Raw genomic sequence first — 25,317 nt, 5'->3', positions numbered from 1 at the left:
CATGGATATCGCACGCGCCTCAATTGACCGGCCGCTTTACACCTGGATCATCATGCTGGTGGCCTTGCTGGGCGGCATCTGGGGGTTTTTGAACCTCGGACGGCTGGAAGACCCGGCCTTTACTATCAAACAGGCGGTGGTGGTTACCCACTACCCCGGGGCCAGCGCCGAACAGGTGGCGCGCGAAGTCACCGAGCCGCTGGAATCCGCCATTCAGAAAATGGGGGAAGTCAAAACCATCACCTCGATCAACCGCCCCGGCAACTCGTTGATCGAAGTGGAGATGCAAGACACCTATGATGGCACCGAGTTGCCCGCCATCTGGACCGATCTGCGCGCCAAGATCCGCGATGCCGCGCGAGGGCTACCGGATGGGGTGTCGCAGCCCTATGTCAACGACAGCTTTGGCGATGTGTTTGGCCTGTTTTATGCGGTCACCGCCGAAGGCTACACCGATGCGGAACGCCACGAGCTCGCTACCTTCCTGCGTCGTGAGCTGCTGGCGGTGGACGGTGTCGCCGATGTCGAGATCTCAGGCCTGCCGGATGAGGCGGTTTTTGTTGAGCCTGACATGGCGATTTCGGTCAATCAGAATATCTCGATTGCGGCCATTGCCAACTCTATTGCCACCTCCAATACGGTGCGATCCGGTGGGTATCTGGACGGTGACGCCGCCGAAAACCGCATCAGCGCCCCGGAAGGCTCGGATACCGTGTCCGAGATTGCGGGTCTGTCTATTGGCGCCCAGGGGGAGGTGATCAATGTTGTCGACATGGCAAAGGTTTACCGGGGGCGAACCAGTAACCCCGACCTGATGATCCGCTTTAACGGCGTCGAAGCCTTCACGCTTGGGATCGCGGGTCTGGCCAGCGAAAACATCGTTGAGGTGGGCAACCGGGTCGATGCGCGTCTGGCAGAGCTGGATACACAAATTCCCTTTGGCGTGGCGCTTTTGCCGATTTACCAGCAGCACCTGGTGGTGGATCAGGCCTCCAATGACTTTTTGGTCAACCTGGCGACCTCGGTTGCAATTGTTGTAGCGGTTCTGGCCCTGTTCATGGGCTGGCGGGCGGCTGTGGTCGTTGGCGCCACGCTGTTGTTGACGGTTGTTGGCACGCTTTTGTTCATGAACCTGTTTTCCATTGAAATGGAACGGATTTCCCTGGGCGCACTGATCATTGCTATGGGGATGCTGGTGGATAACGCCATTGTTGTTGCGGAAGGTATGCAAATATCCATGCAGCGCGGGCGCAATTCACGCGATGCGGCGCATGATGCCGCAGCCAAGACCCAGATCCCGCTATTGGGGGCGACGGTGATTGGCATCATGGCCTTTGCCGGCATCGGGCTCAGCCCGGATTCGGCTGGTGAATTCCTGTTCTCGCTGTTTGCGGTGATTGCCATTTCGCTGCTGCTGAGCTGGGTTCTGGCCCTGACGGCGACGCCGATCCTGGGTCATTACTTCTTCAAACAGGGGAAAGAGGGGGGCGCCGATGCCTATGGTGGGCTGCTGTTTCGCGCCTATGGCGGCTTACTGCGGATCTCGCTCAAGCTGCGCTGGCTGGTGGTGGCCGGGCTCATCGGCCTGACGGTTGTCTGTTTTGCAGCCTTTGGCACCGTCAAACAGCAGTTCTTTCCGAACTCCAATACGCCTTTGTTCTTTGTGCACTACAAGCTGCCACAGGGCAGCAAGATCGAGACGACCTCAGCCCATTTGAAGATTGTTGAGGACTGGCTGTCCAACCGTGACGACGTGGTGGATTTCTCAACCTATATCGGTCAGGGTGCCTCGCGCTTTTTGTTGACCTATAATGCGCAAAAACCAAACCCGAGCTATGGCCACTTGATCATTCGCACGGCGGATATTGCAGCAATTCCCCCCCTTCAGGCCGATCTCGAAGCTTTTGGGCAGGCACATTTGCCGGAGGGCGAATTCCGTACCAAACGTCTGGTCTTTGGACCCGGTGGCGGTGATCCGATCCAGGTGCGCTTTTCCGGTCCCGACTCAACTGTGCTGCGGCAGCTGGGAGAAGAGGCCATGCGTCGCCTCGAGGCAGCCTCGCCCAATATTCTCAACACCCGGCAGAACTGGCGGGAGCGCGAGTTTGTCCTGACGCCGCGCTATGCCACCGACCGGGCACAGACCGCAGGCATTGCCCGCGAAGATATTGCCGATACGCTGTTGTTTTCGACCGATGGGTTGCAGGCGGGCGTGTTTCGCGAGCAGGACCGGCTGATCCCGATCGTGATCCGCCGTCACCAGGGGGACACCTACAACTTCATGGACCAGGTGGTCTATTCCACTACCGCCCAAAAGTTTCTGCCGATGGAGCAGATGATCGACGGGGTGGATCTGGAGCTGGAGGATACCCTGCTGCACCGCCGCGACCGGGTTCCAACCCTCACGGTCGGGGCTGATATCCCTGTGGATCTGACTGCGGCGTCGGTCTTTTCCGAGATCCAGTCCACCATCGAGGAGATGCAGCTGCCGCCGGGCTACACCATGGAATGGGGCGGCGACCATGAAAGCTCGGGCGACGCCAACAAGAGCCTGGGCAAGCAGCTGCCGGTGACGGCGCTGATCATGGTGATGATCTCGGTGTTTTTGTTCAATGCCATTCGCCAGCCGATCATCATCTGGCTCTTGGTGCCGATGTCGGTCAACGGCGTGGCCATGGGGCTGTTGGGGACCGGACTGCCCTTTACCTTCACCGCACTTCTGGGGCTGCTCAGCCTGTCCGGCATGTTGATCAAGAACGGTATCGTCCTGGTCGAGGAAATCGACCTGGTGCGCGAAGAGGGCAAACCGCTGCGCGAGGCCATTGTCGAAGCCTCGGTGTCGCGTCTGCGGCCGGTGATGCTGGCGGCGGTCACCACCATTCTGGGGATGATCCCGCTGCTGTGGGACGCCTTCTTTGTCTCCATGGCGGTGACGATCATGGGCGGCTTGGCCTTTGCCACCGTGCTGACCCTGGTGGCGGCGCCGGTGTTCTACCTGATATTCTTTGCCCGCGACGAAAAGCGCAGATTGGCAAAGGCCTGAGAATAAAGGCCTGAGAATATTGATCAAAAAAACAAAAGGCCCCGTAGATCGGGGCCTTTTTCGGGTCAGGACCAGTGTGAAAGAGCTGAGCCAAGGTAAGGCGGATCAGTGGAACCCCAGCCTGATCAGCAGGTGAAAAGAGTGGCATAATCTGCGCCAGATCCTGTCCAACGGACGGGGAGCAGCTCAGTCTGCGATACAGAGAGTTGCTGAGGCAGGTGCATAAAATAATCCAAGAAACTGGCAATAATACGAAAATTTAAGAGCCTAGGGATATACTGGCGGGCAGGCTATTTACGTCATAAGCCTCAGTATCCGGTCAGGGGACGCGCTATGCACAAAACGACATCTTTGATTTCCGCGACACTCGTCACGATGGCGGCTTGGAGCGGAGGGGCGTTGGCCGCGTCTGACGGGCATGGCGCGGAGGCGGAAGAGGTGCCGAACGCAGTTGTGGAAACACAGCGCGCACATCTGTTGGAAAACACGCTTTTTGCAGGTTTTGGCCCCCAGTCCCCGCGTGATATCGACAGCCCGGCCGGGACCAACCGCGTGGAGTTTGAAGCGGCCCCTCCCTACACAGAGATGAACCTGTGCAACATCCACTTCCATGAGAATGCGGAACATCGGGGGGGGGAGTTCACCACATATGCCGGCAATGGGGACGGGCATGGCTATGGCAGTGGCTACAAATACTCAGGCACGCTGAGCCAGGCTGAACTCATGCCGCTGGAGCAGGACGTCGGCGTCACCGAACATGGCAGCCTGGTGCCCGGAGACACCATTGAGGTGCACTATGTCCACACCACGGCGCGGGTTGATCCAGGCCCGACCCTTGGGTCCTGTCTCAGCGATGCGATCAAGAACCCACAACTGCGGGTCGAGGCCCAGGTCTATGTGCTGGTCAACGACGAAACCGCGCTGGATTTCACCAAACTCACCCGGCTGCAAAAGCAAAACGGCCTGACCCAGGCCATCAATATTCCCACAGATACCGGTCGGGTGGTGGAGTATTCCGGCTCAACAACCGGTCCCGGCTACAATGAAAAGGGCTCGCCCTTTCAAGTGACCTGGGGCGTGCGGCCCAAGGTTGCCAAGGTCAGCATCCAGTCCGTTGCCAAATGGCTGTCCTACAACAGGTTTGACGAAGACCATGCCCATGGGGTGCGCAATCTGGTGATCAACCGTGACCTGCTGTCTGTGATCGAGCACTAGCCCCCAGACTGATCCGCGCCCCAGTCAGATCCGGCCATTGGGTCTGACCAAGGCAAACACGGGTCTGACCAAGGCAAACACGCGTCTGACCAAAGCAAACATGCGTCTGACCAAGGTAAAACCGGCGGGCGTTGTTTCTTTGTGCAGCGAGGTTAGTATCTTGGCCTGTAAGACTGATGGACGCAGGAGCTCCCCCATGAGGCCAGAGAAAAAACCACTGTTTCGGCGGGTGAACACCAAAACTCACCGGGTTGAGCATGGTGATGGTGGAAAGTCCCGCTGGGAGCGCAACACCAAGGAGACCAAGAGAAATGCCTCCTCGCGCGGGTCGATGCATAAGAAACACCGCCACGGGTTGGACTACACGCCGCTGTATAGGTTCTTGCTGTCAAAGGTGGGGCAGGACTGGGATGATGTCTATAGCGAAGCGGTGGCGCGGCTTGACACGGAAGACCCCATTTTCAGGATGGTTGCGCTGCAGCCAGAGGATGGCGAACGCTACGTGCGCACGGGGGAAAGCACCTATTTCAGCGGCCTGTTTGTCGATGAGGATAATCGCCTCGCGCTGGTCGATCCCGAATTGACGGTGGACCAGATGAAGCCCTGGTGCCCCTGCTGTACGCATACACTTAACGGCGCGCGATTTACACAAAGCTTTGAAGGCCAGGATTGGGACCAGCCAAAAAACGAAACCCCGGCTCAATGAACCGGGGTTTGAATTTTCTGCTTTGAAAACGCGTCACCTAGCCCTGTAGGCTCTTCACTTCCACATCGCCTTCGGCCTGGGCTTTGATCGCCAGCGCAGCCGCATTCGAGGCGGCAGCGGTGGTGAAGTAGGGGATCTTGTCATACAGCGCGACTGAACGCATTTCCTTGCTGTCTTCCACAGCCTGGGCGCCTTCGGTGGTGTTCATCAACAGCTGCACATGGCCGTCTTTCAGCAGGTCCACCACATGGGGGCGGCCTTCATAGACTTTGTTGACCAGCTCACAGGCGACGCCGTGACCGTCCAGCCATTTGTGGGTGCCACCAGTGGCCATCAGGGTAAAGCCTTGCTCGATCAGCACAGTGGCCGCTTCCAGCATTGGCGCGCCCTTGTCGGCGTCCTTGATCGAGATAAAGGCACGGCCCTCGCTTGGCAGCACCATGCCGGCCCCCATCTGCGCCTTGAGGAAGGCCCGCGGGAAATCGCGGTCCCAGCCCATGACTTCACCCGTCGAGCGCATTTCTGGCCCCAACAGAGTGTCAACGCCGGGGAAGCGGGCAAAGGGCAGCACCGCCTCTTTGACCGAGAACCAGGGCATATCGGGATCGGCCAGGGTCATCGGATCCGCCATTGGGGTGTCCACATCATAGCCGGCATCGGGCTTGTAGGGGCCACGGTGCGGGAAGGCGGTGAGCTTTTCACCTGCCATGACGCGGGCCGCGATGGAGGCAATGGCGCTGTCCGTCGCCTTGGCCACAAAGGGCACGGTACGGCTGGCGCGGGGGTTGACCTCGATCAGGAAGATCTCACCGTCCTTGATGGCAAACTGGATGTTCATCAGGCCGACAACATTCAGCGCCTTGGCCAGCGCATAGGTCTGGGTCTTGATCTCTTCGATCACGTCCTTGGACAGGGAGTAGGGCGGCAGCGAGCAGGCACTGTCGCCCGAATGCACCCCGGCCTCTTCAATGTGTTGCATGATGCCTGCCACATGCACGTCAGTGCCGTCGCAGATCGCGTCTACATCCAGTTCCACCGCACCAGACAGGTAGCTGTCCAACAGCACCGGGCTGTCACCGGACACCACCACGGCTTCGGCGATGTAGCGGCGCAGCTGATCCATGTCGCGGACGATTTCCATCGCCCGGCCCCCCAAAACATACGAGGGGCGAATGACCAGCGGGAAGCCGATTTCTTCTGCGATTTCCAGCGCTTGCGCATCGGTCGAGGCAATGCCGTTATGGGGCTGCTTGAGGCCGAGGTTGTTGACCAGCTCCTGGAAGCGCTCGCGGTCTTCCGCCAGGTCGATGGCGTCTGGGGTGGTGCCCAGGATCGGAATGCCCTCGTCCTGCAGCGCATTGGCCAGTTTCAGCGGCGTCTGACCGCCAAACTGGACGATGACCCCGTGCAGGGTGCCGTTTTCCTGCTCAACCCGCAGGATTTCCATCACATGTTCAAAGGTCAGCGGTTCAAAATACAAACGGTCCGAGGTGTCATAGTCGGTCGACACTGTTTCAGGGTTGCAGTTGACCATGATGGTTTCATAGCCCGCATCCGTCAGCGCATAGCAGGCGTGGCAGCAGCAGTAGTCAAACTCGATGCCCTGACCGATCCGGTTGGGACCACCGCCCAGAATGACGACCTTTTTGCGATCCGAAGGCCGCGCCTCACATTCCACCTCGCCCATCATCGGGGCCTCGTAGGTGGAATACATATAGGGGGTCTGGGCCTCGAACTCGGCGGCGCAGGTGTCGATGCGTTTGAACACAGCAGTGACGCCCTGGGCCACCCGCGCATCGCGCACGGATTTTTCCGAAGCTTCGGTCAGATTGGCTAGGCGGGCATCGGTAAAGCCAAGCATTTTGAGGTGACGCAGAGCTTTCTCACCTGCGGGCAGGCCGTTGCTGCGGACCTCTGCTTCGGCGTCAATGATTTCGCGGATACGGTCGAGGAACCAGGGGTCGAATTTGGTGACGCTGTGGATCTCGTCATTTGTCAGCCCATGGCGCATCGCCTGGGCGATGGTGCGCAGCCGGTCCGGGGTTTGCTGGCTGATCGCCTTGATCACTGCGGCCTTGTCGGTAGCACTGTCGGTGGCGATGTCCCAGGTGCCAATGGTCAGGCCGGGGATTTCAACCTCATCAAAGCCGGTGAGACCCGATTCCATTGAGGCCAGCGCCTTTTGCATCGATTCGTGGATGGTGCGGCCAATAGACATGGCCTCACCGACGGATTTCATCGCGGTGGTCAGATAGGGCTCGGAGCCGGGGAATTTCTCAAAGGCGAATTTCGGGATCTTGGTGACGACATAGTCGATCGAGGGCTCAAACGAGGCCGGTGTGACCTTGGTGATGTCGTTGTCCAGCTCGTCCAGGGTGTAGCCGACCGCCAGCTTGGCGGCGATCTTGGCAATCGGGAAGCCGGTGGCCTTGGAGGCCAGCGCCGAGGAGCGCGACACCCGTGGGTTCATCTCAATGACCACCATGCGGCCATCGGCAGGGTTCACCGCCCATTGCACGTTGGAGCCGCCAGTTTCGACGCCGATCTCACGCAGCACGTTGATCGAATGGGTCCGCATGATCTGGTATTCTTTGTCCGTCAGCGTCAGCGCCGGGGCCACGGTGATCGAATCCCCGGTGTGCACGCCCATGGGGTCGATGTTTTCAATGGCGCAGACGATGATGGCGTTATCCGCCTTGTCGCGGACCACCTCCATCTCAAATTCTTTCCAGCCCAGCAGGCTCTCGTCGACCAGGATCTGATTGACCGGCGAGGCATCCATGCCGGTGCGGCAGAAGTGTTCGTAGTCTTCCCGGTTATAGGCAACGCCACCGCCAGTGCCGCCCATGGTAAAGGCGGGGCGGATGATCGCGGGCAAGCCGATATCTTCGAGCGTTTCCAAGGCGATACGTACGCCCTCATTCAGGTCGGCTTTGCCGTCTTCCAGCTTTGGCGCGGTGACGATGGTGGCGCGGGGATTTTCAATGCCCAAACGGTCCATGGCATCGCGGAACAGTTTGCGATCCTCGGCCATCTCGATGGCTTCGCGGGTGGCGCCGATCATTTCGACGCCAAATTCTTCCAGCACGCCCATTTCTTCCAGCGCCAGCGAGGTGTTGAGGCCGGTTTGTCCGCCCATGGTGGGCAGCAGCGCGTCGGGGCGCTCTTTCTCGATAATCTTGGCGACCACCTCGGGGGTGATGGGTTCGATATAGGTGGCATCCGCCAGACCGGGGTCGGTCATGATGGTGGCGGGGTTCGAGTTCACCAGGATAACTCGGTAGCCCTCTTCCTTGAGGGCCTTACAGGCCTGGGCGCCGGAATAGTCGAATTCGCAGGCCTGCCCAATGATGATGGGCCCCGCACCAATGATCATGATCGACTGGATGTCGGTTCTTTTTGGCATGGGTAAGCTTCCTTCGTTATGTGCGAGCGGCAGGCCCAAGCGGTGTGCTCAGGTCGGTCAGAGATCGTTAGGCGAGTCGGGCAGCCCCAAGCGCCCAAATTGTCCTGCGTTATAGGGGTAGCGCAAAAAGGTGCAAGAGGGATCGGACACGCGCTTCGAATTGCCGCTTTTATGGCTTTTGTTCGCATAGCGAACGGATATATGCGGAGGCAAGAGAAATAACCGAAATTTGAGAGGTGATCTGTGCAGATCCGTTTTGATCAGGGACCAGATCAGTGGAAACACCTGGGGAATCCACGGGGGAAACGCCGGGGGCAGGGGGTGCAGTTTTGCAATCCCCTGCGGGTGATCCGCGCTGATTCTTCCCAGCAGGTGCCAGCAGCACTGGCCGCCCTGGACGCGGTGCAGCAGCAGGGGCATTGGCTGGCAGGCTACGCCACCTATGAGCTAGGCTATGCGCTGGAGCCCAGCCTGGCGCAGCGGATGCCCGCGAACCGTCGCCTGCCACTGCTGTGTTTTGGTGTCTATACGCAGCCGCAGGTTGTTTCGCGCGCGAAACACCAGCCAGAGGCCCCCGCGCGCCGGGAATTGGCTGGCCTGGGGGGCTTGCGTAGTCTGGGAGAGCTGCGGTCCCGCTGGAGTTTTGCCACCTACGCCGAGGCCTTTGCCGTGGTGAAGGCGGCCATCGGGGCCGGAGATATCTATCAGGCCAATCTGACCTTCCCGATAGATGCAGAGGTCTGGGGCAGCTCGGAAGATCTGTATGCGGCTTTGGCGGCACGCCAGCAGGTGAACCATGGTGCCCTGGTGCTGCAGGAGGGCTTGCCAGATCTGCTGTCGCGCTCCCCCGAGCTGTTTTTCCGCACCGATGCCGAGGGGCGGATTGAGACACGGCCTATGAAAGGCACCCAGCCGCGCAGCGCCGATCCGGTTGCGGATCAAAAGGCGCGGGATTTTTTGCGACAGGACGAAAAGAACCGCGCCGAAAATCTGATGATCGTGGATCTGTTGCGCAATGATATCTCACGCATTGCCAAACTGGGCTCGGTCACTGTACCCGAACTCTTTGCGGTAGAGAGCTACGCCACCGTGCATCAGATGGTCTCGACGGTGCAGGCGCAGTTGCGCCCCGGTGTGGGGCTGGGACAGATCCTGCAGGCGCTGTTTCCCTGCGGTTCGATCACCGGGGCACCCAAAATCCGCGCGATGGAGATCCTGTCAGAGCTGGAGCCCTGGGCGCGCGACATCTATTGTGGCAGCATCGGCTGGATGGCTCCGGATGGGGCGAGCAGCTTTAACGTCGGCATTCGCACGCTGATGGTTGAGGAGGGACAGGCCAGATTGAATGTCGGCGGCGGTGTGGTCTGGGACAGTACCGCCCAGTCGGAATATGAGGAAGCCCTATGGAAAGCGCGTTTTGCCCAGCTGATGTCCTCGCAGCCCTCAAAGAAGATGCCAGTTTCCGCCTGATCGAGACCTTTGGCCATTATCCGGGGCAGGGGGCAATCCGCCAAAACCTGCATCTGGCGCGTATGGCGGCCTCGGCGCGGGCGTTTTCTATCGGCTTTGACCGGCAGCGGGCCGAGCAACAGATCGCAGCGCTGGCGGATCATAGAACGGCGCTGCGCTGTCGTCTGACACTGGCGATGGATGGTAGTTTGGCCCTGGAGTGCGCAGCGATGCCCCCTAGCCCCGCACAGTGGCGATTTGCCATTGCTGCCAGTACACTCCGGTCGGATGATGTGTTTCTGCGCCATAAAACCACCCGTCGCGAGCTCTATGATCGGGTGCGGCAAGAGATGCCACGCGGGCTTGATGAGCTGGTGTTTTTGAATGAGCGCGGCGACATATGTGAAGGCACGATAACTAACCTCTTTGTAACTCTACGCTCTGGCAGGCGCGTGACCCCACCGCTGTCTTCGGGGGTGCTGCCTGGGGTGTTGCGCCAGGACTTGCTGCACAGGGGGCAGGTCGTCGAACAGGTGGTCACCCTGGGTGATCTGCGCCAGGCCCAGGCGGTTACCTTGGGCAATTCCCTGCGTGGCGAGATTCCGGCAGCCTACCAACGGTCACCAGACCTGCTGGCCTAAGTGTTCACAAAAAAAGGGGGAGCTCCCGCGCGCAGGCCATGCCCGGCTGGCGCCGGACCAGGCCTGCGCTTGGGGGTGGCAGCGCGCCTGCGGCGCGCTGCGGTTGCTCTGTGATCGCCAGTGGCATTGGAACGAAACAAAACTGTAAGGCGCCAACAGCGCCGCGCCCCAGGCGCGGCGCCGGGCCCAAAGCCCGACAGCGGTGCCGCCTTGGCGGCAGGGTTTCAGGGGCTGCGGGAGCGCTACCTTGCAAAGGGGATCCCATCGACGCTTGCTCAGGACCATCAATCTGTGCGCTCAATAGGGGGAAAACGTCGCACATTGCTTGACAACAGCGACACAACCCTGTGTATCGGCCCAGACGAATTCTGCGCCGAATTCAGCGTGCCAATGCACATACTCCGAATGACGGCCCGCCCCACGACTAGACCCGCATACCGAAAGGTCACGCCATGCACGCCTATCGCAGCCATACCTGCGCCGAACTGAACAAATCCAACGTCGGCGACACTGTTCGCCTTTCCGGCTGGGTCCATCGTGTCCGCGATCATGGCGGATTGCTGTTCATCGACCTGCGCGACCACTATGGCATTACCCAGGTGATGGCGGATCCTGACAGCCCGGTTTTTGCCGAGATCGAAAAGGTGCGCTCTGAGTGGTGTATCCGCATCGACGGCAACGTTCTGGCCCGCGACGAGAGCCTGGTCAACGACAAGCTGCCCACCGGTGAGATCGAGGTCTTTATCCGCGATATCGAGATCCTCGGCAAAGCCGAAGAGCTGCCGCTGATGGTCTTTGGCGAGCAGGAATACCCGGAAGAAACCCGCCTGCGCTATCGCTACCTCGACCTGCGTCGCGAAAAGATGCAGCAGAACATGCTGTTGCGCTCCAACATGGTGCAATCCATCCGCAAACGCATGTGGGACAAGGGCTTTAATGAGTACCAAACTCCGATCATTACCGCGTCCTCTCCTGAAGGTGCCCGTGATTTCCTGGTGCCCTCGCGTCTGCACCCGGGAAAGTTCTACGCGCTGCCGCAGGCGCCACAGCAGTTCAAACAGCTGATGATGGTCTCGGGCTTTGACAAATATTTCCAGATCGCCCCCTGTTTCCGCGACGAAGATCCGCGCGCGGACCGCTCGCCCACCGATTTTTACCAGCTCGACCTGGAGATGTCCTTTGTCACCCAGCAGGATGTCTTTGACACCATCCAGCCGGTGATGCAGGGCGTCTTTGAGGAGTTCGGCGGCGGTCGTAAGGTCGACACAGACTGGCCGCAGATCTCCTACCGCGACGCAGCGCTGTGGTATGGCTCGGACAAGCCCGACCTGCGCAACCCGATCAAGATGCAGGTGGTCTCAGAGCATTTTGCCGGGTCCGGCTTTGCCATCTTTGCCAAACTGCTGGAGCAGGACGGCACCGAAGTGCGCGCCATCCCAGCCCCCACAGGCGGCAGCCGTAAGTTCTGCGACCGGATGAACGCCTTTGCGCAAAAAGAAGGTCTGCCCGGCATGGGCTATATCTTCTGGCGCAAACAGTCGCCCGACAGCATTGCCCAGGAACGCGGCATCACCGTCAAAGAGGTCAACGCCCTGGTCAAATCCGGCGAGATCACCCTGGGCAACGAGGCCGCAGGCCCCCTGGCCAAGAACATCGGCCCCGAGCGCACCGAGGCGATCCGCCAGCAGCTGGGCCTGGACGTGGGCGATGCTGCCTTTTTCCTTGGCGGCAAACCCAAAGCCTTTGAAGGCGTTGCAGGACGTGCCCGTAACGTCATCGGCGAAGAACTGGGCCTCACGGACAAAGACCGCTTTGCCTTTGCCTGGGTCGTGGACTTCCCGATCTACGAGGCTGACGAGGAAACCGGCAAGATCGACTTTGAGCACAACCCCTTCTCGATGCCCCAGGGCGGTATGGAGGCGCTGGACGGCAACCCGCTTGAGGTGCTGGGCTATCAATACGATCTGGCCTGCAACGGCTACGAGCTGGTCTCGGGCGCAATCCGAAACCACCGCCCCGAGATCATGTTTAAGGCCTTCGAAATTGCCGGCTATGGCAAGGACGAGGTCGAAAAACGCTTTGGCGGCATGGTCAACGCCTTCCAGTATGGCGCTCCGCCCCACGGTGGCTGCGCGGCGGGTATCGACCGGATGGTGATGCTGCTGGCGGATGAGGCCAACATCCGCGAGGTCATCATGTTCCCGATGAACCAGCGCGCCGAAGACCTGATGATGTCGGCCCCCTCCGAGCCGATGTCGGAGCAGCTGATGGAACTCGGCCTGCGGGTGATCCCACAAGACCAGTAAGCCGCACTGAAATAGTTTTGACCCCGCCCTCCGATAGCGCCGCTTTCGGGGGGCTTTTTTTGCTCTTCCCTATCTACCTGCCTTTTGCCGCCTGTCCTGCAAGTCTGCGAGGTGCCTGCGCGAAAATGGAACTGGTGAGGTGGATCACGGCACCGGTGGCGCCATTCGGGGTGGGCGTGTCTATGGGCGCTGGCCAGGGCTGGAGGAAACGGCGCTGTATAATCGCCGCGATCTGATGGTGACGGGAGACGTTCGTGAGGTCTGTGCCTGGATCATGCGTGGGATCACAGGAACCGGGCTAAGCGGCCTTGAAATCGAGGGTTTTCCAGGAATGCAGATGGCGCAGGACCCCGGTTTTTTTAGATAAAGCCGCGCCGCAGCTGTCACGCGGGCACTGTCGCAAGCACTGCCGAAACTCAATTGGGCAGCCGCCTTGGGGGCTGTTGTCCACCATCACCTATTGCGAGGGCTCACCGGGTCGATCTGCATGGATCGCAGAGGTTCCGGGGCGTTGGCACGGTTGCGGCGAATGATCCGCGCACAATGGCGAGCTTGAAAATAGAGCACAATTGCCAGCGTGGCGGCCGTTGTCGAAAAAACTTCGAACATGATCAGATGGCAATCCTTCGTTCCAGACGTTCTTGCACCAGCCCAGCAATCACCGCTGCGTCGCTGGCGACGGGACGGCCTTCGGACCGGGCACGAGCCAGGTTTTCCGCCGCCTTGGCAAGGGGGGTGTCTCCGGCACTGCGGGCCACGCCGCCGACAAATTGGGCCACATAGTCCAGGGATTTTTCTTCCTGAGTATCGTTCAGCACATCTGCCGCATGGGCCATATCATCGAGGAAGGCAATTGGATCCGGCTCAACCGTCTCATCGTTGATCTGGCGCGGGCCACTGGGTTGGCGGTCGTCTGGAAGACGCGACAGAATGGCGTTCTGAAAGGCAGCCAAAGAGGTAATCGGCTTGGCAAGAAAGCCGTCAGCACCGGCGGCAAGGGTCTCTTCTTGGACGTTTTCATCGCCTGAAATGGCCAGAATGATCCGCACCCTTGGGCGGGCTGCATTCATTTCTTTGATCAGGTCGAGCCCGGATCCATCCGGCAGACCAACATCCGCAATGACCACCGAGGGGCGATAGACCTGCAAATGGCGGCGTGCAGATTTCAGGCTGTCCGCGCGTCGAATACGGGCGCCACTTCGCAGGCACAAAAGGCGCAGGGCCTCGCAGGCAAAGCGGCTGTCTTCGATGACCAGAATGGTCAGGCCCAACAACGGGCGGCGGGCGCTTGGTAGTCTTTGGGCGGCTGCAAACAGTTCCGAATCGTCCATTACTCATACTCCTTACCGAATACAAACCGACGCTATGAATTCGAGGCTAATTCAAAGTTAACAGCCGCGTGAGCTGCGTTTGAGGCGGCGGTGTCTTGACGGAGGGCAGCAGGGGAAGCGCGGGGCGGCGAAGTTTTGGTGATCTGCTGGTCTGGGCGCATTGGCGCACTTGCGCCGGATTGCTGCAATTGAGCATAAGGCTGCAACAGAAGTTTTACCAAGGAGAAGCAGATCATGATTGGGCGCCTGAACCACGTAGCCATTGCCGTTCCCGACCTTGAGGCCGCATCGGTCCAGTACCGCAGCACGCTGGGCGCCAAGGTTGGCGCGCCGCAGGATGAGCCGGATCACGGGGTAACGGTAGTATTTATCGAATTGCCAAATACCAAGATCGAGCTGCTCTACCCGCTGGGGGAGAACTCTCCGATCAATGGCTTCCTGGAAAAGAACCCGGCCGGTGGCATCCATCATATCTGCTATGAGGTAGATGATATTCTGGCCGCGCGCGACCATCTGCAAGCCGAGGGCGCTCGGGTTCTGGGCAGCGGTGAGCCAAAGATCGGGGCACATGGCAAGCCAGTCCTGTTCCTCCATCCAAAAGACTTCAACGGTTGCCTGGTGGAACTCGAGCAGGTTTGAGGTTAAACTGCAGCGGCTGCGCAGCTGGCGCAGCCCGTTGCTTTTGAGAAAGAGACATACATGGCCATTACATCTGGGTTGGTTCTGTTTGCGGTGATCTGGTTCATGACCTTTCTGGTCATCATCCCGATCCGTATCGAGACACAGGGCGAAAAGGGTAGTATTGAACCCGGAACCCATGCTGGCGCGCCAGAGAACCACTACCTGAAGCAAAAGGCGCTGATCACAACTGGGGTTACCTGTCTGTTGTGGGTGGTGATTGCGGGAATCATTCTGTCCGGGGTGATCAGCGTCAATGATTTCGACTGGTTCGATCGGTTGCCGGACCGCTCCTAGGGTCCTGGCCCTGGGGCTGGCCTGACATTTTCCCGACAGACCCGTTTCTAGATCATCTGGTCTAGGCCAAGTGGGGTGCACGCTGAGGCCCGCCTGGTGAGTTTGGTCTGGTGAGTTTGGCCTTATGAGATCAGCCTGTGCTGTTGCATGGATATTAGTAGCGCGGGGGGCTCCCGCCCGTCGTTGGCCTTTTTACAAAAGGCACGGCCTCCCGTTGGGCCCGGCAGCGCACCTTTGGTGCGCTGCCGGGCCCAAGGCCGCAAAAGGGGGGCGGCGAAGCCGACGCAACTGCGGGCGCGGGAGAGCTGGTCGGGGGTTAAGTATTTGCCTTTGATAGATAAAATAGGCAGGGATAAAATGCTGCGGCGCTCTGGTTAGCCCTGGCGCCAGAGGGCATGAAACAAATGCGTGTAGGTGGCAGCGCCCAGGATTGGGATCACCAGGTTCAGCAGCGGGATAGACAGGGGCATCGCCATTAAAATACCCGCCATCCAGATGGTGCCCGTATGTTTACGGCATAGTTTCCTGGCTTCGACCGGGCCGATGCGGCGGCTGGCGGCGAGGGTGAAATATTCACGCCCCAGGAGATAGCCATTCAACGCCCAAAAGATAAAGGGCGCCGCCGGGGGAAAGAGCGCATAGAGTATCAGCGCCAGAATATTGGCACCGATCAAGACGCCCAGAAAATTCACAGTGTCCTTTATCGCCGACCACAGTGGCACGGGCGCGACCTGTGGCAGATGGGGGAAGTGCTTGTCTTCAACAGCCTGTGCCACCTCATCCAGAAACATCGATGTTATGGCCGAGGCGACCGGCACCATCAGAAAAATTGACAGGATCATCATCAACACAACGGACCCGGCGGAGAACAGATCGTCGAGCCATGTGACCTCCCCAATCAGCGGCAGGGTGACCGAGGCCGAGGTGAGCCATTGAACCAGAGCCAGAAAGCCAACCGTGGCGCCAATCAACAGCGCCAGCGTCAAGCCGATGCCAAGAAAGAACACCCGCAAAAAGCGCGGATCTGTAATCTGGTTCAGGGTTTTGAAAAAGGCGTCAAAAATCATTCCGGAATCCAGGTTGTCAGGTCTGAAAGGTTTGGGCGCGGGCGCTCCGGTGGCACGGTTTTCTGGGTGGCGATATGTATGATCCCGGCCACGCGTTCATTGTTCTCAAGGGCAAAGGCCTGTTGGCAGAACTGACGGTCATGGCTGGCCCAGCCCGACAACCAGTTGGCTCCCCAACCAGAGGCCAGCGCAGCATTGAGCAGCGCAAGGCAGACCGCCCCGGCGCTGTAACTCTGCTCGATCGCGGGAATTTTTGCGCTTTCTTTTTGCACCTCGACAACCACTACGGCCAATTGGCCCAGGTCGAACTGGCTGCGCGCCTTGGAGATATCTTCCTCAGATTTACCCAATCGGATGCCCGCCTGCACGGTCAGCGCCGCCAATCGCGCCATGGTAGCTTTCTCGATGACCACAAACCTCCAGGGTTCAAGCTTGCCATGGTCTGGGCTGCGGGCTGCTGCGGTGAGCAGCGGCATGAGCTCTGCGCGGGTGGGGGCCGGAGCAACCAGCGTTTTGGCGGGGCGTGAGCGGCGCGACAAGAGGAAGTCCAGCGCTGCGTCATTGGCCTGGGTCAGAGAATTTGTGGTCATATGTAAAGCCTTTTTACATCAATGGGGCTAATCTCAACACCCGGAGGTCACAATTCAAGGGGCAGAGCCTGGGTTTCAGGGGCTATTGGTGGATTTTTCTGTGGTCAATGGCAGGATCAGCAGGCATCAGGGGCAACATGGGCAAGCCAAAGAGAAAAAACCTGCCAGACCTTTCCGATCTGGCCATCACCGGCGCAAAGATTGTGGTGAAAGTAACGCCAAAAGCGGCGGCCAATAGCATTATACAGTCTGAGACCGGATTAAAGGTGACAGTTACCTGTGTGCCCGAAAATGGCAAGGCGACCGAGGCTGTGCGCAGCCTGCTGGCCAAAGCCATGGGAGTGGCCAGCTCAAACCTGGAGCTGCACCAGGGGGCGACATCGCGCAACAAGGTCTTTGTCTACACAGGCCGCGGCTGAGATCTGTCTTGAGAGGGCTGGCCGCTAACTGATTGCCCCTGAGAAAGGTCAGCCACCTGACAGTTAGGAAACCTGACTGCGAGGTCTCCAGGATCAGCTCTGCCTCGTCTAGCCTAGCCCTGGGCGCGACAGGGAGTCTGGCGCTACGGTTTTAGGCGGGGCCTTTTGCCTCGTCCGGCACCAGCCGATAGACGCCTTCGGGCAGATCCAGAGCCGCAGCGAGATCGCGAACCTGTGTATAGGAGAGGGTAATTTTCTGCACCTGATCGGTGCGTGTATCCAATTGTTCGATGGTCACGCATTCGGCAAAGGCATGCAGCGTGAGATCCTCCAACAGCGGTTGGTCCCCTTCGTCGACAAGGGTCACCGTGGTGCAGTCAAAATCATGTTCGATGCTAAACATATAGGTCAGACTGCCCTCATCAGTGGCGGTTTGCAAGCGCTGGGGCGGCAAAACAGTCCTGGTGGACCACTGCAGCTCCCGCCGGAACTCGGATCGTATTTGTTCCTATTGTCCTGTAGCGCCCGCATGGGGAAAGGCAGAATAACAACGCGCTTTCTGGTGCTATACCGCTGTCCTGCTGCCGCTGGCGCAGAGCTGAATTGCCCGATATGAAGGGGGAGCTCTTGCCTTTGACCAACGGATCCTTGCCACGATGACCTCTTCCGATATGTCGTCCATTCCCCTGACACAGCTTGGTGTCGTGTTGACGGACCGTGGGTCGCGCTACGCCGTGAGTGGGGCCAGGGTCACCTCGCGGGCAGAGGTGGATCAGGTGCTGGCAAGTCTGAAACGGGATCGCAGCTATGCCAAGGCCACGCATAACACCTGGGCGGCGCTGCTGCCGACAGGGGGGCTAAAGGCGGATGACGGCGAAAGTGGCGCGGGTATGGTGATTTTACGGATGCTGGAACGCGAGGGTTTGCGGGACCATGTCATTATCGTAACGCGCTGGTATGGTGGCAAAAAGCTGGGCGGCGACCGGTTTCGCCGGGTTCAGGATGCGGTGCGGGCCTATCTGGATCAACACGCGGACTGACCCGGCGTTGATTTGCATCAAGGCAGGCGCCCCTCTGCTTTCATAGCTTTTGCCCATCATCATTGGCAGGAGATCCTCTGTGCGCGCGCAATCTACCCTCAAGACACATGCAGCCCTGTTTGACCGCATGAGCCAGGCCCTGGGACTGGATCTGCAGGAACAGGCCATCGCAGGCCATTTGGCGTTTGATGAAATTTCCGAAGCAGTGTTGCGCTGTAGTCGATGTGCACACCCGCGGCAGTGTTCGGCGCGGCTGGCTCAGCTGGAGGGCGGCGCGGCAGATCCGGCACTGGTTGACGCGCCGGACTATTGCCGCAACCGGGATTTGTTGGGCTATCTGAAGGAAGGTGGCGTCTAATTCAGCGGCGGCGCCATAGTTCGCAAACGAAAGGAGCTTTCTCATGCACCCACTTGGGGACGCGATGCTGCACTTGCAGCTGATGGCCCGGATGGGCAAACATCTTGGCGCGGATCTGGCCGAGGCTTTTGCGACAGGCAAAATCAGTGCTGAGGACTGGGCGGAGATGATCACCTCCTGTCGCGGCTGCGATGCGCCAGAAAGCTGCAAACGCTTACTGGACCGGCAGGACAGGCAGCACGAGCAGGACAGGCAGGCCGGGGCAGAGAGGCCGGAGGGATCGGTTGAGCCCCCGGTCTATTGCTGCAATGCAGCGCGCCTACTGCGCCTGCGGGCAGACTGTAACTAACACGTGCCCCCTCAGCCGCCGGGAGCGTGCATCCACCGTTCAAGCAAAGCTCCCGCGTGGTGCTCTAGGGCCATACGGGAGGTCTGGCCCTAGAGCCCGGAGTGACTGCCATCACACAGCGGCTGTTTGGCTGAGTGTTTACAGCCGCAAAAGAACAGTTTTCCGGTCTTTTGCGCAGTGTATTTCACTGGTGCAAAGGTGCCGCCCTTATGGCTGCCATCGCAAAACGGCTGCTTTTGCGATTTGCCGCAGGAGCACCAGAAATAACTTTTCCCTTCGCTGACCTCGACAACAAAAGGATTTTTCTGGGCGATCTCGGGGATTTCATCCGTCATGGCTTGGGTCTCTCTCTGGCTGAATACTCTGGCTGGTATGGGGAGCTTAGCAGCGTTTGAATAGAGAAGCCCAGGCAAAGCAGGTGCGCGGCTGACCTAAACCCACCACGGGAGGCGCTTTTGCCTCCGGTGGTGGGAAAAATGCAGCGAAACAGCGGCTGGTGGGGGCTTAGCCGAGTGTCCCCCACAGATCGTAATCGCCGGCTTCGTCGACCTCGACCGTCACCAGATCACCGACAGATAGATCTTCGGTGCCCGCGTCGATAAACAGGTTGCCGTCGATCTCTGGCGCATCCGATTTGGTGCGGCAGGTGGCAATGCCGTCTTCGTCAATGTCGTCCACAATCACCTGCATGGTTTGGCCGACCTTGGCCTGTAGCTTGGCCTCGGAAATGGCCTGCGCCTTTTCCATAAAGCGCTCCCAGCGCTCTTGCTTGACGTCTTCATCAACATGATCGGGCAGGGCGTTGGAGCGCGCGCCATCGACGTTTTCATACTTAAAGCAGCCCACCCGGTCCAGCTGCGCCTCCTCCATCCAATCCAGCAGGTGCTGGAACTCTGCTTCGGTCTCGCCGGGGTAGCCGACAATAAAGGTCGAGCGCAGGGTGATATCGGGGCAGATCGCGCGCCAGGCGGCAATCTCGGTCAGGGTTTTGGCGGTATGAGCAGGGCGCGCCATGCGTTTCAGCACATCCGGGTGCGAATGCTGAAAGGGGATGTCCAAATAGGGCAGCAGGGCGTTGTCCGGGTCTGCCATCAGCGGGATGAGATCACGCACATGGGGATAGGGATAGACATAGTGCAGCCGGATCCACAGCTCATCCGCCGGGGCCAGCTTGCCCAGCTCGCGCGACAGATCCAGGATATGGCTGCGCAGATCTTCGCCGTTCCAGGGGTTCACATCATATTTGCGATCCAGCCCATAGGCCGAGGTATCCTGGCTGATCACCAACAGCTCACGCACCCCGGCCTTGACCAGCTTGTCGGCCTCGCGCAGCACCGCATGGGCGGGCCTTGAGGCCAGCTTGCCGCGCATATCGGGGATGATGCAGAACTTGCACTTGTGATTGCAGCCTTCCGAGATCTTCAGATAGCTGAAATGGCGCGGGGTCAGCTGCACGCCGGTGGCTGGCAGCAGATCAATAAAGGGATTGGGATCAGCCGGTACGGCGGCATGGACGGCGTCCAGCACTTGCTCATACTGATGCGGGCCGGTGACGGCCAGAATACGCGGGTGATGTTCGCGAATGTAGTCCGGCTCAGCCCCCAGGCAGCCGGTGACGATGACCTTGCCGTTTTCCTTCAGCGCTTCGCCGATGGCCTCCAGGCTTTCGGCCTTGGCACTGTCCAGAAATCCGCAGGTGTTGACGATCACCGCGTCAGCCCCGGCGTAATCGGGGGAGATGCCATAGCCCTCGGCCCGCAGCCGGGTGAGGATGCGTTCACTGTCCACCAGCGCCTTGGGGCAGCCAAGCGAGACCATGCCAAGCGTTGGCTGGCCGGCACGGGGGCTGTCCCCCATCAGGGCTTTGGGGGCGAGGTCGGGGCGAAGGTCTGGCGGATTGCTGGTCATGATCGCGCATATAACAGGAATGCGGCGGTAGGCAAGAAAAACGGCGATGCGAGGCGCGCAACTCCCCCTGGCACGGGGCAGGTGCCAAGAGCCCACCGCCCGGTTGATAGGCCGGGCAGCGCCTGACCTTCCTCCTGGGAAGGCGTCACTCGCCTCCCCAAGATCAAGTGCTGCCCTCACTTGCAAGGTGTACCGCAGCAGCGGAACCTCATAGTTTGAGGGAAAGCGATTTTGAGAACGAGAGCTACAGATGCGAGATGAGAGTGAAGCACAGGACGCGCCGAGCCCCGAACTGAAGCCCGCCAATGAGAATCCCTGGTACGTGTTGATGACGCTTTATGGGGACGATCATGAGCGTAATAGAAAGGCGTGGAATTACCTTTACGGAAAAAGTGAAGTCAACGGTAATCTTTGGAAACAAGAGCTATCGAGGCGGTACAATGCGCGGCTGCCAAATGAAGAGCCTTTTGGGCATCCGAAGCCTTTGCCTGATCGAGACCAAGTGGTTGACCTGAGTAATGTTGTTTTTGAAGATCGTTTGAATCTATCAAGATTCTATCTGTCTCAACGTATCGATGTTTCAGGATCTATCTTTCGTAAGGGGTTGGATTCAACAGGGGCGGTTTTTCAAAAAAGTGTTCTTTCTCAAGGTGTTTTTTTTGAAGATTCTGCATGCTTTGATTTTTCAAGATTCGGAGAGGGGGTTTGCTTTGGAGATAGCAAATTTTGCGGTGGGGTGTCTTTTGAAGAAGTCAATATTACAGGTGATTTTGGGTTTGAAAATGTTTCAGTCTCGAAGAACTGTGGTTTTCATCTATGCAATTTTAGGGCGCGCGCGCATTTTGATCTTAGCATTTTTTACTCCGATGTCTCATTCTACGGTTCTCGGTTCCTAGATCGAGTGGTAATCCCCCCATTTTTAATTGGGTCCAGCCGTAGAATTCACGCAGCCGTTTTCAGTTTCATGGCGGGTGTCATGCCGCCGATGCCCATGTTGGGTCGCTCGTTGTTGTAAGTCCAGAGCCATTGTGTTGCCTGGTCCTGTGCCTCCTCGATGGTTTCGAAGATGTATTGCCCCAGCCATTCGCCACGAACGGTGCGGTTGTAGCGCTCGATATAGGCATTCTGTTGGGGCTTACCGGGCTGGATATATTCGAGCCGCACATTGCGTTTCTCAGCCCATTCCATGAGCTTCCCGCTGACGTATTCTGGGCCGTTGTCCACACGAATAGCTTGGGGCTTTCCGCGCCACTCAATGATCTGGTTCAGCGCACGCACGACACGTTCAGCAGGCAGCGAGAAGTCGACCTCAATAGCCAGTCCTTCGCGATTGAAGTCATCCAAGACGTTTAATGCCCTGATCGACCGGCCATCCGCCAGCTGATCCGCCATGAAGTCCATGGACCAAGTTTCATTTGGTCTTTCAGGCACAGCCAGTGGTTCCGGCTTGTCCCGCTTCAAGCGTTTCTTCGGCTTGATACGCAGGTTCAACGCCAGCTCACAGTAGACCCGGTAGACACGTTTATGGTTCCAGCCATAGCCCTGCACGTTGCGCAGATACAAAAAGCACAGGCCGAAGCCCCAGGTCCGCTTGTTAGCCGTCAAGCGTTCAAGCCAATCTGCGATCTCTTCGTTGTCATCGCTCAGCACAGGGCTGTATCTATAGCAGGTCTCGCTGATCTCGAACGCACGGCAGGCCAGAGCTATGCTGACCCCATATTGCGCAACTGCATTCATGGCCATCTCTCGCCGATGAGACGGCCTTAACGCTTTTTTCCAAGCGCTTCTTTCAGCAGGTCGTTTTGCATGCTCATCTCGGCATACATGCGCTTCAGACGACGGTTCTCTTCCGCCATATCCTTCATCTCGGAAATCAAGGACGCGTCCATGCCGCCAAACTTGGCCCGCCATTTGTAAAAACTCGCGCTGCTCATTCCGTGCTCGCGGCAAAGCTCAGAGACCGGCACACCGCCCTCCGCCTGCTTCAACACTGCCATGATTTGCGCGTCGCTAAATCGTCCATTCTTCATCATAAATCTCCTCAGATATCTTGCCGAGAAAATTCTACTTTGGAACACCACTATTTTTAGGGGGGATTACCGAGTTAGCTTTACCAAAGTGTGTTTTTTAGGCTTGGTAAATGAGACTTGCGAGGTGAATTTTGAGGGTGCCTATTTCGAAAACTCTACTTCGTTTCGTGGCGCTATATTCTTCGATCAGTACCCCGTTTTTTCAGGGGCGCTTTTGCATGACAAAACAGATTTCACAGCGCGTTTGAGAGTAACCCGCATTTCCCAAGTAACTTGACGTTTTCGCGCCTCCAACGGCCACTAATGTGTTATATTTCAGTATGTTAATTTGGCTGAAGGTGGTGGATTATGGATCACCCAGAGGGTGCACGCGAAACGGGTGATGGGCGGCTCAGTTTTGACCGCCGGGTCCGGCTGGAGTTTCATGGTTCCAAGATCAGCTCGGACGGTGGATTACTGTTGTTCAGGGAATTGGATGAAGTGCTCGGCCTGCACGACATTGCGGGCGGATTTCTGAGAGACACGCGAACTGGCCACAATCGCCTGCACTCACTGGTCGGCTTGTTGCGCCAGTCGGTCTTTGGGCGGCTGGCCGGATATGATGATGTTAATGACGCGGACCGTTTATCGCTTGATCCGGTGATGCGGCAGGTCGTTGGAGGGCGTGCCGTTGAGGCCAAGGCCGCGTCTGCGAGCCAGATGGGACGGTTCGAGACCGAGGTGTTGGCGGCAACCGACAATCGCACTGTGCTGGCGGATTTATCAGGACACTGGATCGACCGGGTTCACAATCGCAAACCGCCCAAGTGGATCACGCTCGACATGGACAGTTCAGTCAGTCCCACCCACGGCGCGCAAGAAGGCACCGCTTGGAACGGGCATTTCGGCTGCATGTGCTATCACCCGCTGTTCGTCTTCAACCAGTTTGGCCATTTGGAACGCTGCGCCCTGCGCCCCGGCAATGTTCACAGCGCAGATGGGTGGGAAGAGGTTCTGAAGCCCGTCATCGCGCGATATGCGGATCGTCACCTGATGCGGTTCTTCCGGGGGGATGCTGCGTTCGCCATCCCGGAGCTATACAAAACTCTGGAACTGGAAAACTATTTCTACGCCATCCGCCTTCGGGCCAATCGCGTTCTTCAGGGCAAGATTGCGCATCTGCTCAAGCGCCCTGTGGGTCGTCCGCCAAAAGGCGTGAAGCGCATCTACGGCGACTTCCAATATCAGGCGGCATCTTGGGACAAACCTCGTCGTGTCATCGCCAAGGTGGAATGGCATCCCAGCGAGTTGTTCCCGCGCGTGGGCTTCGTGGTCACCAACATGCCGATGGAACCCGACTGGATCATCCGCTTCTACAACCAACGCGGCACCGCCGAGCAATACATCAAGGAAGGCAAGCAGGCGATCAACTGGACCCGTTTGTCCTGCAAAGGCATGGCGCAGAACGAGGTGCGGCTGCAACTCCATGCACTGGCTTACAATATCGGTGCCTTCCTACAGGGCACTGATCTACCTGATGAGATAGCCGACTGGTCACTGACAAGCCTGCAGACGCGATTGATCAAGATTGGTGCGAGGGTTGTGCGTCACGCCCGTGCAATCACCTTCCAACTGGCCGAGGTGGCTGTCAGCGGCGATCTGTTCAACCGCATCCTTGCGGCCATACATCGGCTGCGCGCACCGCCGGTTCCCTAATGACAACATCGTTAATCATAAAACCTGAACAAAAGCGGCTCAACCGGTCTATCCATACGGGGGTCGGTCAGACCAATATCCGGATCAACCTCGCCCCCGAGACCGGAAATCGTGCTCAGTTCGCGCGTCAGATGCCCGAACAACGGCACCATGGGTCCAAGAGGCTTGATAGGAGCGCAGAACAGCGGCAAGGTGGGCGGGAGGACGTTCCACTTGGGGAATGTCAGAGTAAACGAAATTGAGGGTGGAGATCTAATTCAATCTTATGGTCATTTCTATTGGCCGATCAGAACAACGCAAGATCATAATGTCGCTCGCGAAACTTGTGCCAGTATCCGCCACATCCTCGCCAAACAAGGTAGACCTGAGGACGAACACTTCTTCTTTCGGCGTGAGATGTACTTTGCTGGTCAGATTGGTTCGATCTGGCAGCGCTTGCCATATCTGCTCTTTGGGCTGTTCTCCGACTATGGGTATTCCATGGCGCGGCCTGCGCTTTGGCTGGCCGGGCTCTGGGCCTTTGGCTTTGTCGCCTTCTGGGGCTATCTCATGGGCTGTTGTGTGCCTGCGCCGCTAGAGGAGGTTTCAGCTCCGATGGGATCGGCGATGGGATTGAGCTTTTCCAACCTGTTTCCGTTGTTTGGCTTTGGGCGGGTCTTCTTTGGGGCGGAGTTCATGGCGTCTTTGCCGCCAGTTTTGAAACTCCTTGCCGGGTTCCAAACCGTTGCCAGCCTGCCGCTGTTGTTTTTCCTGGGTCTTGGGCTGCGACAGCGGTTCCGGCTGCGCTAA

At 58.6% G+C, this 25,317-nt stretch carries 25 protein-coding genes; 16 read left to right on the top strand and 9 right to left on the bottom strand.

Translation table 11 applies throughout. The features are described from left to right. The first annotated feature begins 1 nt into the window (after position 1). The 3 genes from JZI28_RS13355 to JZI28_RS13345 all read left to right on the top strand — a co-directional run bounded on the left by JZI28_RS13355 (position 2) and on the right by JZI28_RS13345 (position 4,964). Complete coding sequence (locus JZI28_RS13355) at positions 2-3,043, top strand: efflux RND transporter permease subunit (RefSeq protein WP_375697913.1); 3,042 nt, start codon at positions 2-4, stop codon at positions 3,041-3,043. A gap of 333 nt (positions 3,044-3,376) precedes the next feature. Further along, positions 3,377-4,258, top strand: coding sequence for a delta-class carbonic anhydrase (locus JZI28_RS13350; RefSeq protein WP_375697912.1), 882 nt, complete (start codon positions 3,377-3,379; stop codon positions 4,256-4,258). A gap of 196 nt (positions 4,259-4,454) precedes the next feature. Beyond that, a complete protein-coding gene (locus JZI28_RS13345; protein ID WP_375697911.1) occupies positions 4,455-4,964 on the top strand; it encodes a hypothetical protein in 510 nt (169 codons plus the stop codon). A gap of 37 nt (positions 4,965-5,001) precedes the next feature. Here JZI28_RS13345 and carB read toward each other — a convergent pair whose 3' ends face one another. Beyond that, positions 5,002-8,370, bottom strand: a complete 3,369-nt coding sequence (gene carB, locus JZI28_RS13340; RefSeq protein ID WP_375697910.1) for a carbamoyl-phosphate synthase large subunit — start codon at positions 8,368-8,370, stop codon at positions 5,002-5,004. A 243-nt stretch (positions 8,371-8,613) separates the two neighbouring features. On the opposite strand from carB, the gene JZI28_RS13335 reads away from it, so the two are divergent. The 4 genes from JZI28_RS13335 (at position 8,614) to JZI28_RS13320 (ending at position 13,133) form a co-directional block, all read left to right on the top strand. Continuing rightward, positions 8,614-9,840, top strand: a complete 1,227-nt coding sequence (locus JZI28_RS13335) for an aminodeoxychorismate synthase component I (RefSeq protein ID WP_375697909.1) — start codon at positions 8,614-8,616, stop codon at positions 9,838-9,840. After that, on the top strand, positions 9,774-10,460 hold the full coding sequence (locus tag JZI28_RS13330; RefSeq protein ID WP_375697908.1) for an aminotransferase class IV family protein: 687 nt from the start codon (positions 9,774-9,776) through the stop codon (positions 10,458-10,460). The genes JZI28_RS13335 and JZI28_RS13330 overlap by 67 nt, the downstream gene beginning before the upstream one ends. 452 nt (positions 10,461-10,912) lie before the next feature. Continuing rightward, entirely contained in the window at positions 10,913-12,766 is a 1,854-nt protein-coding gene (gene aspS, locus JZI28_RS13325; RefSeq protein WP_375697907.1) for an aspartate--tRNA ligase, read from the top strand. 139 nt (positions 12,767-12,905) lie between these two features. Further along, positions 12,906-13,133, top strand: a complete 228-nt coding sequence (locus JZI28_RS13320; RefSeq protein WP_375697906.1) for a hypothetical protein — start codon at positions 12,906-12,908, stop codon at positions 13,131-13,133. 244 nt (positions 13,134-13,377) lie between these two features. On the opposite strand, the gene JZI28_RS13315 is transcribed toward JZI28_RS13320, so the two are convergent. After that, complete coding sequence (locus JZI28_RS13315) at positions 13,378-14,097, bottom strand: response regulator (protein ID WP_375697905.1); 720 nt, start codon at positions 14,095-14,097, stop codon at positions 13,378-13,380. 234 nt (positions 14,098-14,331) lie between these two features. Between JZI28_RS13315 and mce the strand changes: the two genes are divergently transcribed. Further along, entirely contained in the window at positions 14,332-14,736 is a 405-nt protein-coding gene (gene mce / locus JZI28_RS13310) for a methylmalonyl-CoA epimerase (RefSeq protein ID WP_375697904.1), read from the top strand. A 60-nt stretch (positions 14,737-14,796) separates the two neighbouring features. Continuing rightward, on the top strand, positions 14,797-15,072 hold the full coding sequence (locus JZI28_RS13305) for a DUF1467 family protein (RefSeq protein WP_295446932.1): 276 nt from the start codon (positions 14,797-14,799) through the stop codon (positions 15,070-15,072). 374 nt (positions 15,073-15,446) lie between these two features. On the opposite strand, the gene JZI28_RS13300 is transcribed toward JZI28_RS13305, so the two are convergent. Both JZI28_RS13300 and JZI28_RS13295 read right to left on the bottom strand, forming a co-directional pair. Further along, complete coding sequence (locus tag JZI28_RS13300) at positions 15,447-16,139, bottom strand: EI24 domain-containing protein (RefSeq protein WP_295446930.1); 693 nt, start codon at positions 16,137-16,139, stop codon at positions 15,447-15,449. After that, on the bottom strand, positions 16,136-16,714 hold the full coding sequence (locus JZI28_RS13295) for a nitroreductase family protein (protein ID WP_375700102.1): 579 nt from the start codon (positions 16,712-16,714) through the stop codon (positions 16,136-16,138). Before JZI28_RS13295 ends, JZI28_RS13300 begins: the two co-directional genes overlap by 4 nt. Positions 16,715-16,866: 152 nt before the next feature. Here JZI28_RS13295 and JZI28_RS13290 point away from each other — a divergent pair, with 152 nt between their 5' ends. After that, positions 16,867-17,148 (top strand): DUF167 domain-containing protein, encoded by a 282-nt coding sequence (locus JZI28_RS13290; protein WP_375697903.1) that lies wholly within the window; start codon positions 16,867-16,869, stop codon positions 17,146-17,148. 151 nt (positions 17,149-17,299) lie between these two features. Here JZI28_RS13290 and JZI28_RS13285 read toward each other — a convergent pair whose 3' ends face one another. Next, positions 17,300-17,551, bottom strand: coding sequence for a hypothetical protein (locus JZI28_RS13285; protein ID WP_353397234.1), 252 nt, complete (start codon positions 17,549-17,551; stop codon positions 17,300-17,302). Between the two features lie 253 nt (positions 17,552-17,804). Here JZI28_RS13285 and JZI28_RS13280 point away from each other — a divergent pair, with 253 nt between their 5' ends. The 3 genes from JZI28_RS13280 to JZI28_RS13270 all read left to right on the top strand — a co-directional run bounded on the left by JZI28_RS13280 (position 17,805) and on the right by JZI28_RS13270 (position 18,895). After that, positions 17,805-18,188 (top strand): YigZ family protein, encoded by a 384-nt coding sequence (locus JZI28_RS13280; RefSeq protein ID WP_375697902.1) that lies wholly within the window; start codon positions 17,805-17,807, stop codon positions 18,186-18,188. 79 nt (positions 18,189-18,267) lie between these two features. Next, positions 18,268-18,546, top strand: coding sequence for a DUF6455 family protein (locus tag JZI28_RS13275; protein ID WP_375697901.1), 279 nt, complete (start codon positions 18,268-18,270; stop codon positions 18,544-18,546). A 43-nt stretch (positions 18,547-18,589) separates the two neighbouring features. Next, a complete protein-coding gene (locus JZI28_RS13270; protein WP_375697900.1) occupies positions 18,590-18,895 on the top strand; it encodes a DUF6455 family protein in 306 nt (101 codons plus the stop codon). An 89-nt stretch (positions 18,896-18,984) separates the two neighbouring features. Here the strand turns inward: JZI28_RS13270 and JZI28_RS13265 are convergent, their stop codons facing one another. Both JZI28_RS13265 and rimO read right to left on the bottom strand, forming a co-directional pair. Beyond that, a complete protein-coding gene (locus JZI28_RS13265; protein WP_375697899.1) occupies positions 18,985-19,230 on the bottom strand; it encodes a CDGSH iron-sulfur domain-containing protein in 246 nt (81 codons plus the stop codon). 169 nt (positions 19,231-19,399) lie between these two features. After that, complete coding sequence (gene rimO, locus JZI28_RS13260; protein ID WP_295446918.1) at positions 19,400-20,803, bottom strand: 30S ribosomal protein S12 methylthiotransferase RimO; 1,404 nt, start codon at positions 20,801-20,803, stop codon at positions 19,400-19,402. Positions 20,804-21,053: 250 nt separating this feature from the next. Here rimO and JZI28_RS13255 point away from each other — a divergent pair, with 250 nt between their 5' ends. After that, complete coding sequence (locus JZI28_RS13255; RefSeq protein WP_375697898.1) at positions 21,054-21,818, top strand: hypothetical protein; 765 nt, start codon at positions 21,054-21,056, stop codon at positions 21,816-21,818. Here the strand turns inward: JZI28_RS13255 and JZI28_RS13250 are convergent. After that, positions 21,746-22,833 (bottom strand): IS3 family transposase gene (locus JZI28_RS13250; RefSeq protein WP_375697739.1). Its coding sequence is split into 2 segments (ribosomal slippage): positions 21,746-22,572 and positions 22,572-22,833, totalling 1,089 coding nucleotides; the frame shifts between segments, so codons are not numbered across the junction. The genes JZI28_RS13255 and JZI28_RS13250 overlap by 73 nt on opposite strands. Positions 22,834-23,181: 348 nt before the next feature. Here JZI28_RS13250 and JZI28_RS13245 point away from each other — a divergent pair. Then, positions 23,182-24,528, top strand: coding sequence for an IS1380 family transposase (locus JZI28_RS13245; RefSeq protein ID WP_040176196.1), 1,347 nt, complete (start codon positions 23,182-23,184; stop codon positions 24,526-24,528). A gap of 11 nt (positions 24,529-24,539) precedes the next feature. On the opposite strand, the gene JZI28_RS13240 is transcribed toward JZI28_RS13245, so the two are convergent. Next, entirely contained in the window at positions 24,540-24,680 is a 141-nt protein-coding gene (locus tag JZI28_RS13240) for a hypothetical protein (protein ID WP_158441640.1), read from the bottom strand. Positions 24,681-24,924: 244 nt separating this feature from the next. On the opposite strand from JZI28_RS13240, the gene JZI28_RS13235 reads away from it, so the two are divergent. Then, positions 24,925-25,317 carry a hypothetical protein gene (locus JZI28_RS13235; protein WP_375697897.1) on the top strand — a complete coding sequence of 131 codons (393 nt, stop codon included), beginning with the start codon at positions 24,925-24,927 and terminating at the stop codon, positions 25,315-25,317.

This window comes from Pseudophaeobacter sp. TrK17, from assembly GCF_042192375.1.
In the GTDB taxonomy this organism is placed as follows: domain Bacteria; phylum Pseudomonadota; class Alphaproteobacteria; order Rhodobacterales; family Rhodobacteraceae; genus Pseudophaeobacter.
The sequence above is the reverse complement of the archived record's forward strand: the minus strand, read 5'-3'. Positions and strand labels throughout refer to the sequence as shown.

What these genes read in the sequence shown, in the direction of transcription:
- JZI28_RS13315 (WP_375697905.1), bottom strand. Translation starts at nt 14,097, where the DNA reads ATGGACGATTCGGAACTGTTTGCAGCCGCCCAAAGACTACCAAGCGCC.
- JZI28_RS13355 (WP_375697913.1), top strand. Translation starts at nt 2, where the DNA reads ATGGATATCGCACGCGCCTCAATTGACCGGCCGCTTTACACCTGGATC.
- JZI28_RS13235 (WP_375697897.1), top strand. Translation starts at nt 24,925, where the DNA reads ATGTACTTTGCTGGTCAGATTGGTTCGATCTGGCAGCGCTTGCCATAT.
- JZI28_RS13255 (WP_375697898.1), top strand. Translation starts at nt 21,054, where the DNA reads ATGCGAGATGAGAGTGAAGCACAGGACGCGCCGAGCCCCGAACTGAAG.
- aspS (WP_375697907.1), top strand. Translation starts at nt 10,913, where the DNA reads ATGCACGCCTATCGCAGCCATACCTGCGCCGAACTGAACAAATCCAAC.
- mce (WP_375697904.1), top strand. Translation starts at nt 14,332, where the DNA reads ATGATTGGGCGCCTGAACCACGTAGCCATTGCCGTTCCCGACCTTGAG.
- JZI28_RS13300 (WP_295446930.1), bottom strand. Translation starts at nt 16,139, where the DNA reads ATGATTTTTGACGCCTTTTTCAAAACCCTGAACCAGATTACAGATCCG.
- rimO (WP_295446918.1), bottom strand. Translation starts at nt 20,803, where the DNA reads ATGACCAGCAATCCGCCAGACCTTCGCCCCGACCTCGCCCCCAAAGCC.
- JZI28_RS13280 (WP_375697902.1), top strand. Translation starts at nt 17,805, where the DNA reads ATGACCTCTTCCGATATGTCGTCCATTCCCCTGACACAGCTTGGTGTC.
- JZI28_RS13330 (WP_375697908.1), top strand. Translation starts at nt 9,774, where the DNA reads ATGGAAAGCGCGTTTTGCCCAGCTGATGTCCTCGCAGCCCTCAAAGAA.
- JZI28_RS13240 (WP_158441640.1), bottom strand. Translation starts at nt 24,680, where the DNA reads ATGGTGCCGTTGTTCGGGCATCTGACGCGCGAACTGAGCACGATTTCC.
- JZI28_RS13305 (WP_295446932.1), top strand. Translation starts at nt 14,797, where the DNA reads ATGGCCATTACATCTGGGTTGGTTCTGTTTGCGGTGATCTGGTTCATG.
- JZI28_RS13270 (WP_375697900.1), top strand. Translation starts at nt 18,590, where the DNA reads ATGCACCCACTTGGGGACGCGATGCTGCACTTGCAGCTGATGGCCCGG.
- JZI28_RS13350 (WP_375697912.1), top strand. Translation starts at nt 3,377, where the DNA reads ATGCACAAAACGACATCTTTGATTTCCGCGACACTCGTCACGATGGCG.
- carB (WP_375697910.1), bottom strand. Translation starts at nt 8,370, where the DNA reads ATGCCAAAAAGAACCGACATCCAGTCGATCATGATCATTGGTGCGGGG.
- JZI28_RS13265 (WP_375697899.1), bottom strand. Translation starts at nt 19,230, where the DNA reads ATGACGGATGAAATCCCCGAGATCGCCCAGAAAAATCCTTTTGTTGTC.
- JZI28_RS13345 (WP_375697911.1), top strand. Translation starts at nt 4,455, where the DNA reads ATGAGGCCAGAGAAAAAACCACTGTTTCGGCGGGTGAACACCAAAACT.
- JZI28_RS13285 (WP_353397234.1), bottom strand. Translation starts at nt 17,551, where the DNA reads ATGTTTAGCATCGAACATGATTTTGACTGCACCACGGTGACCCTTGTC.
- JZI28_RS13290 (WP_375697903.1), top strand. Translation starts at nt 16,867, where the DNA reads ATGGGCAAGCCAAAGAGAAAAAACCTGCCAGACCTTTCCGATCTGGCC.
- JZI28_RS13245 (WP_040176196.1), top strand. Translation starts at nt 23,182, where the DNA reads ATGGATCACCCAGAGGGTGCACGCGAAACGGGTGATGGGCGGCTCAGT.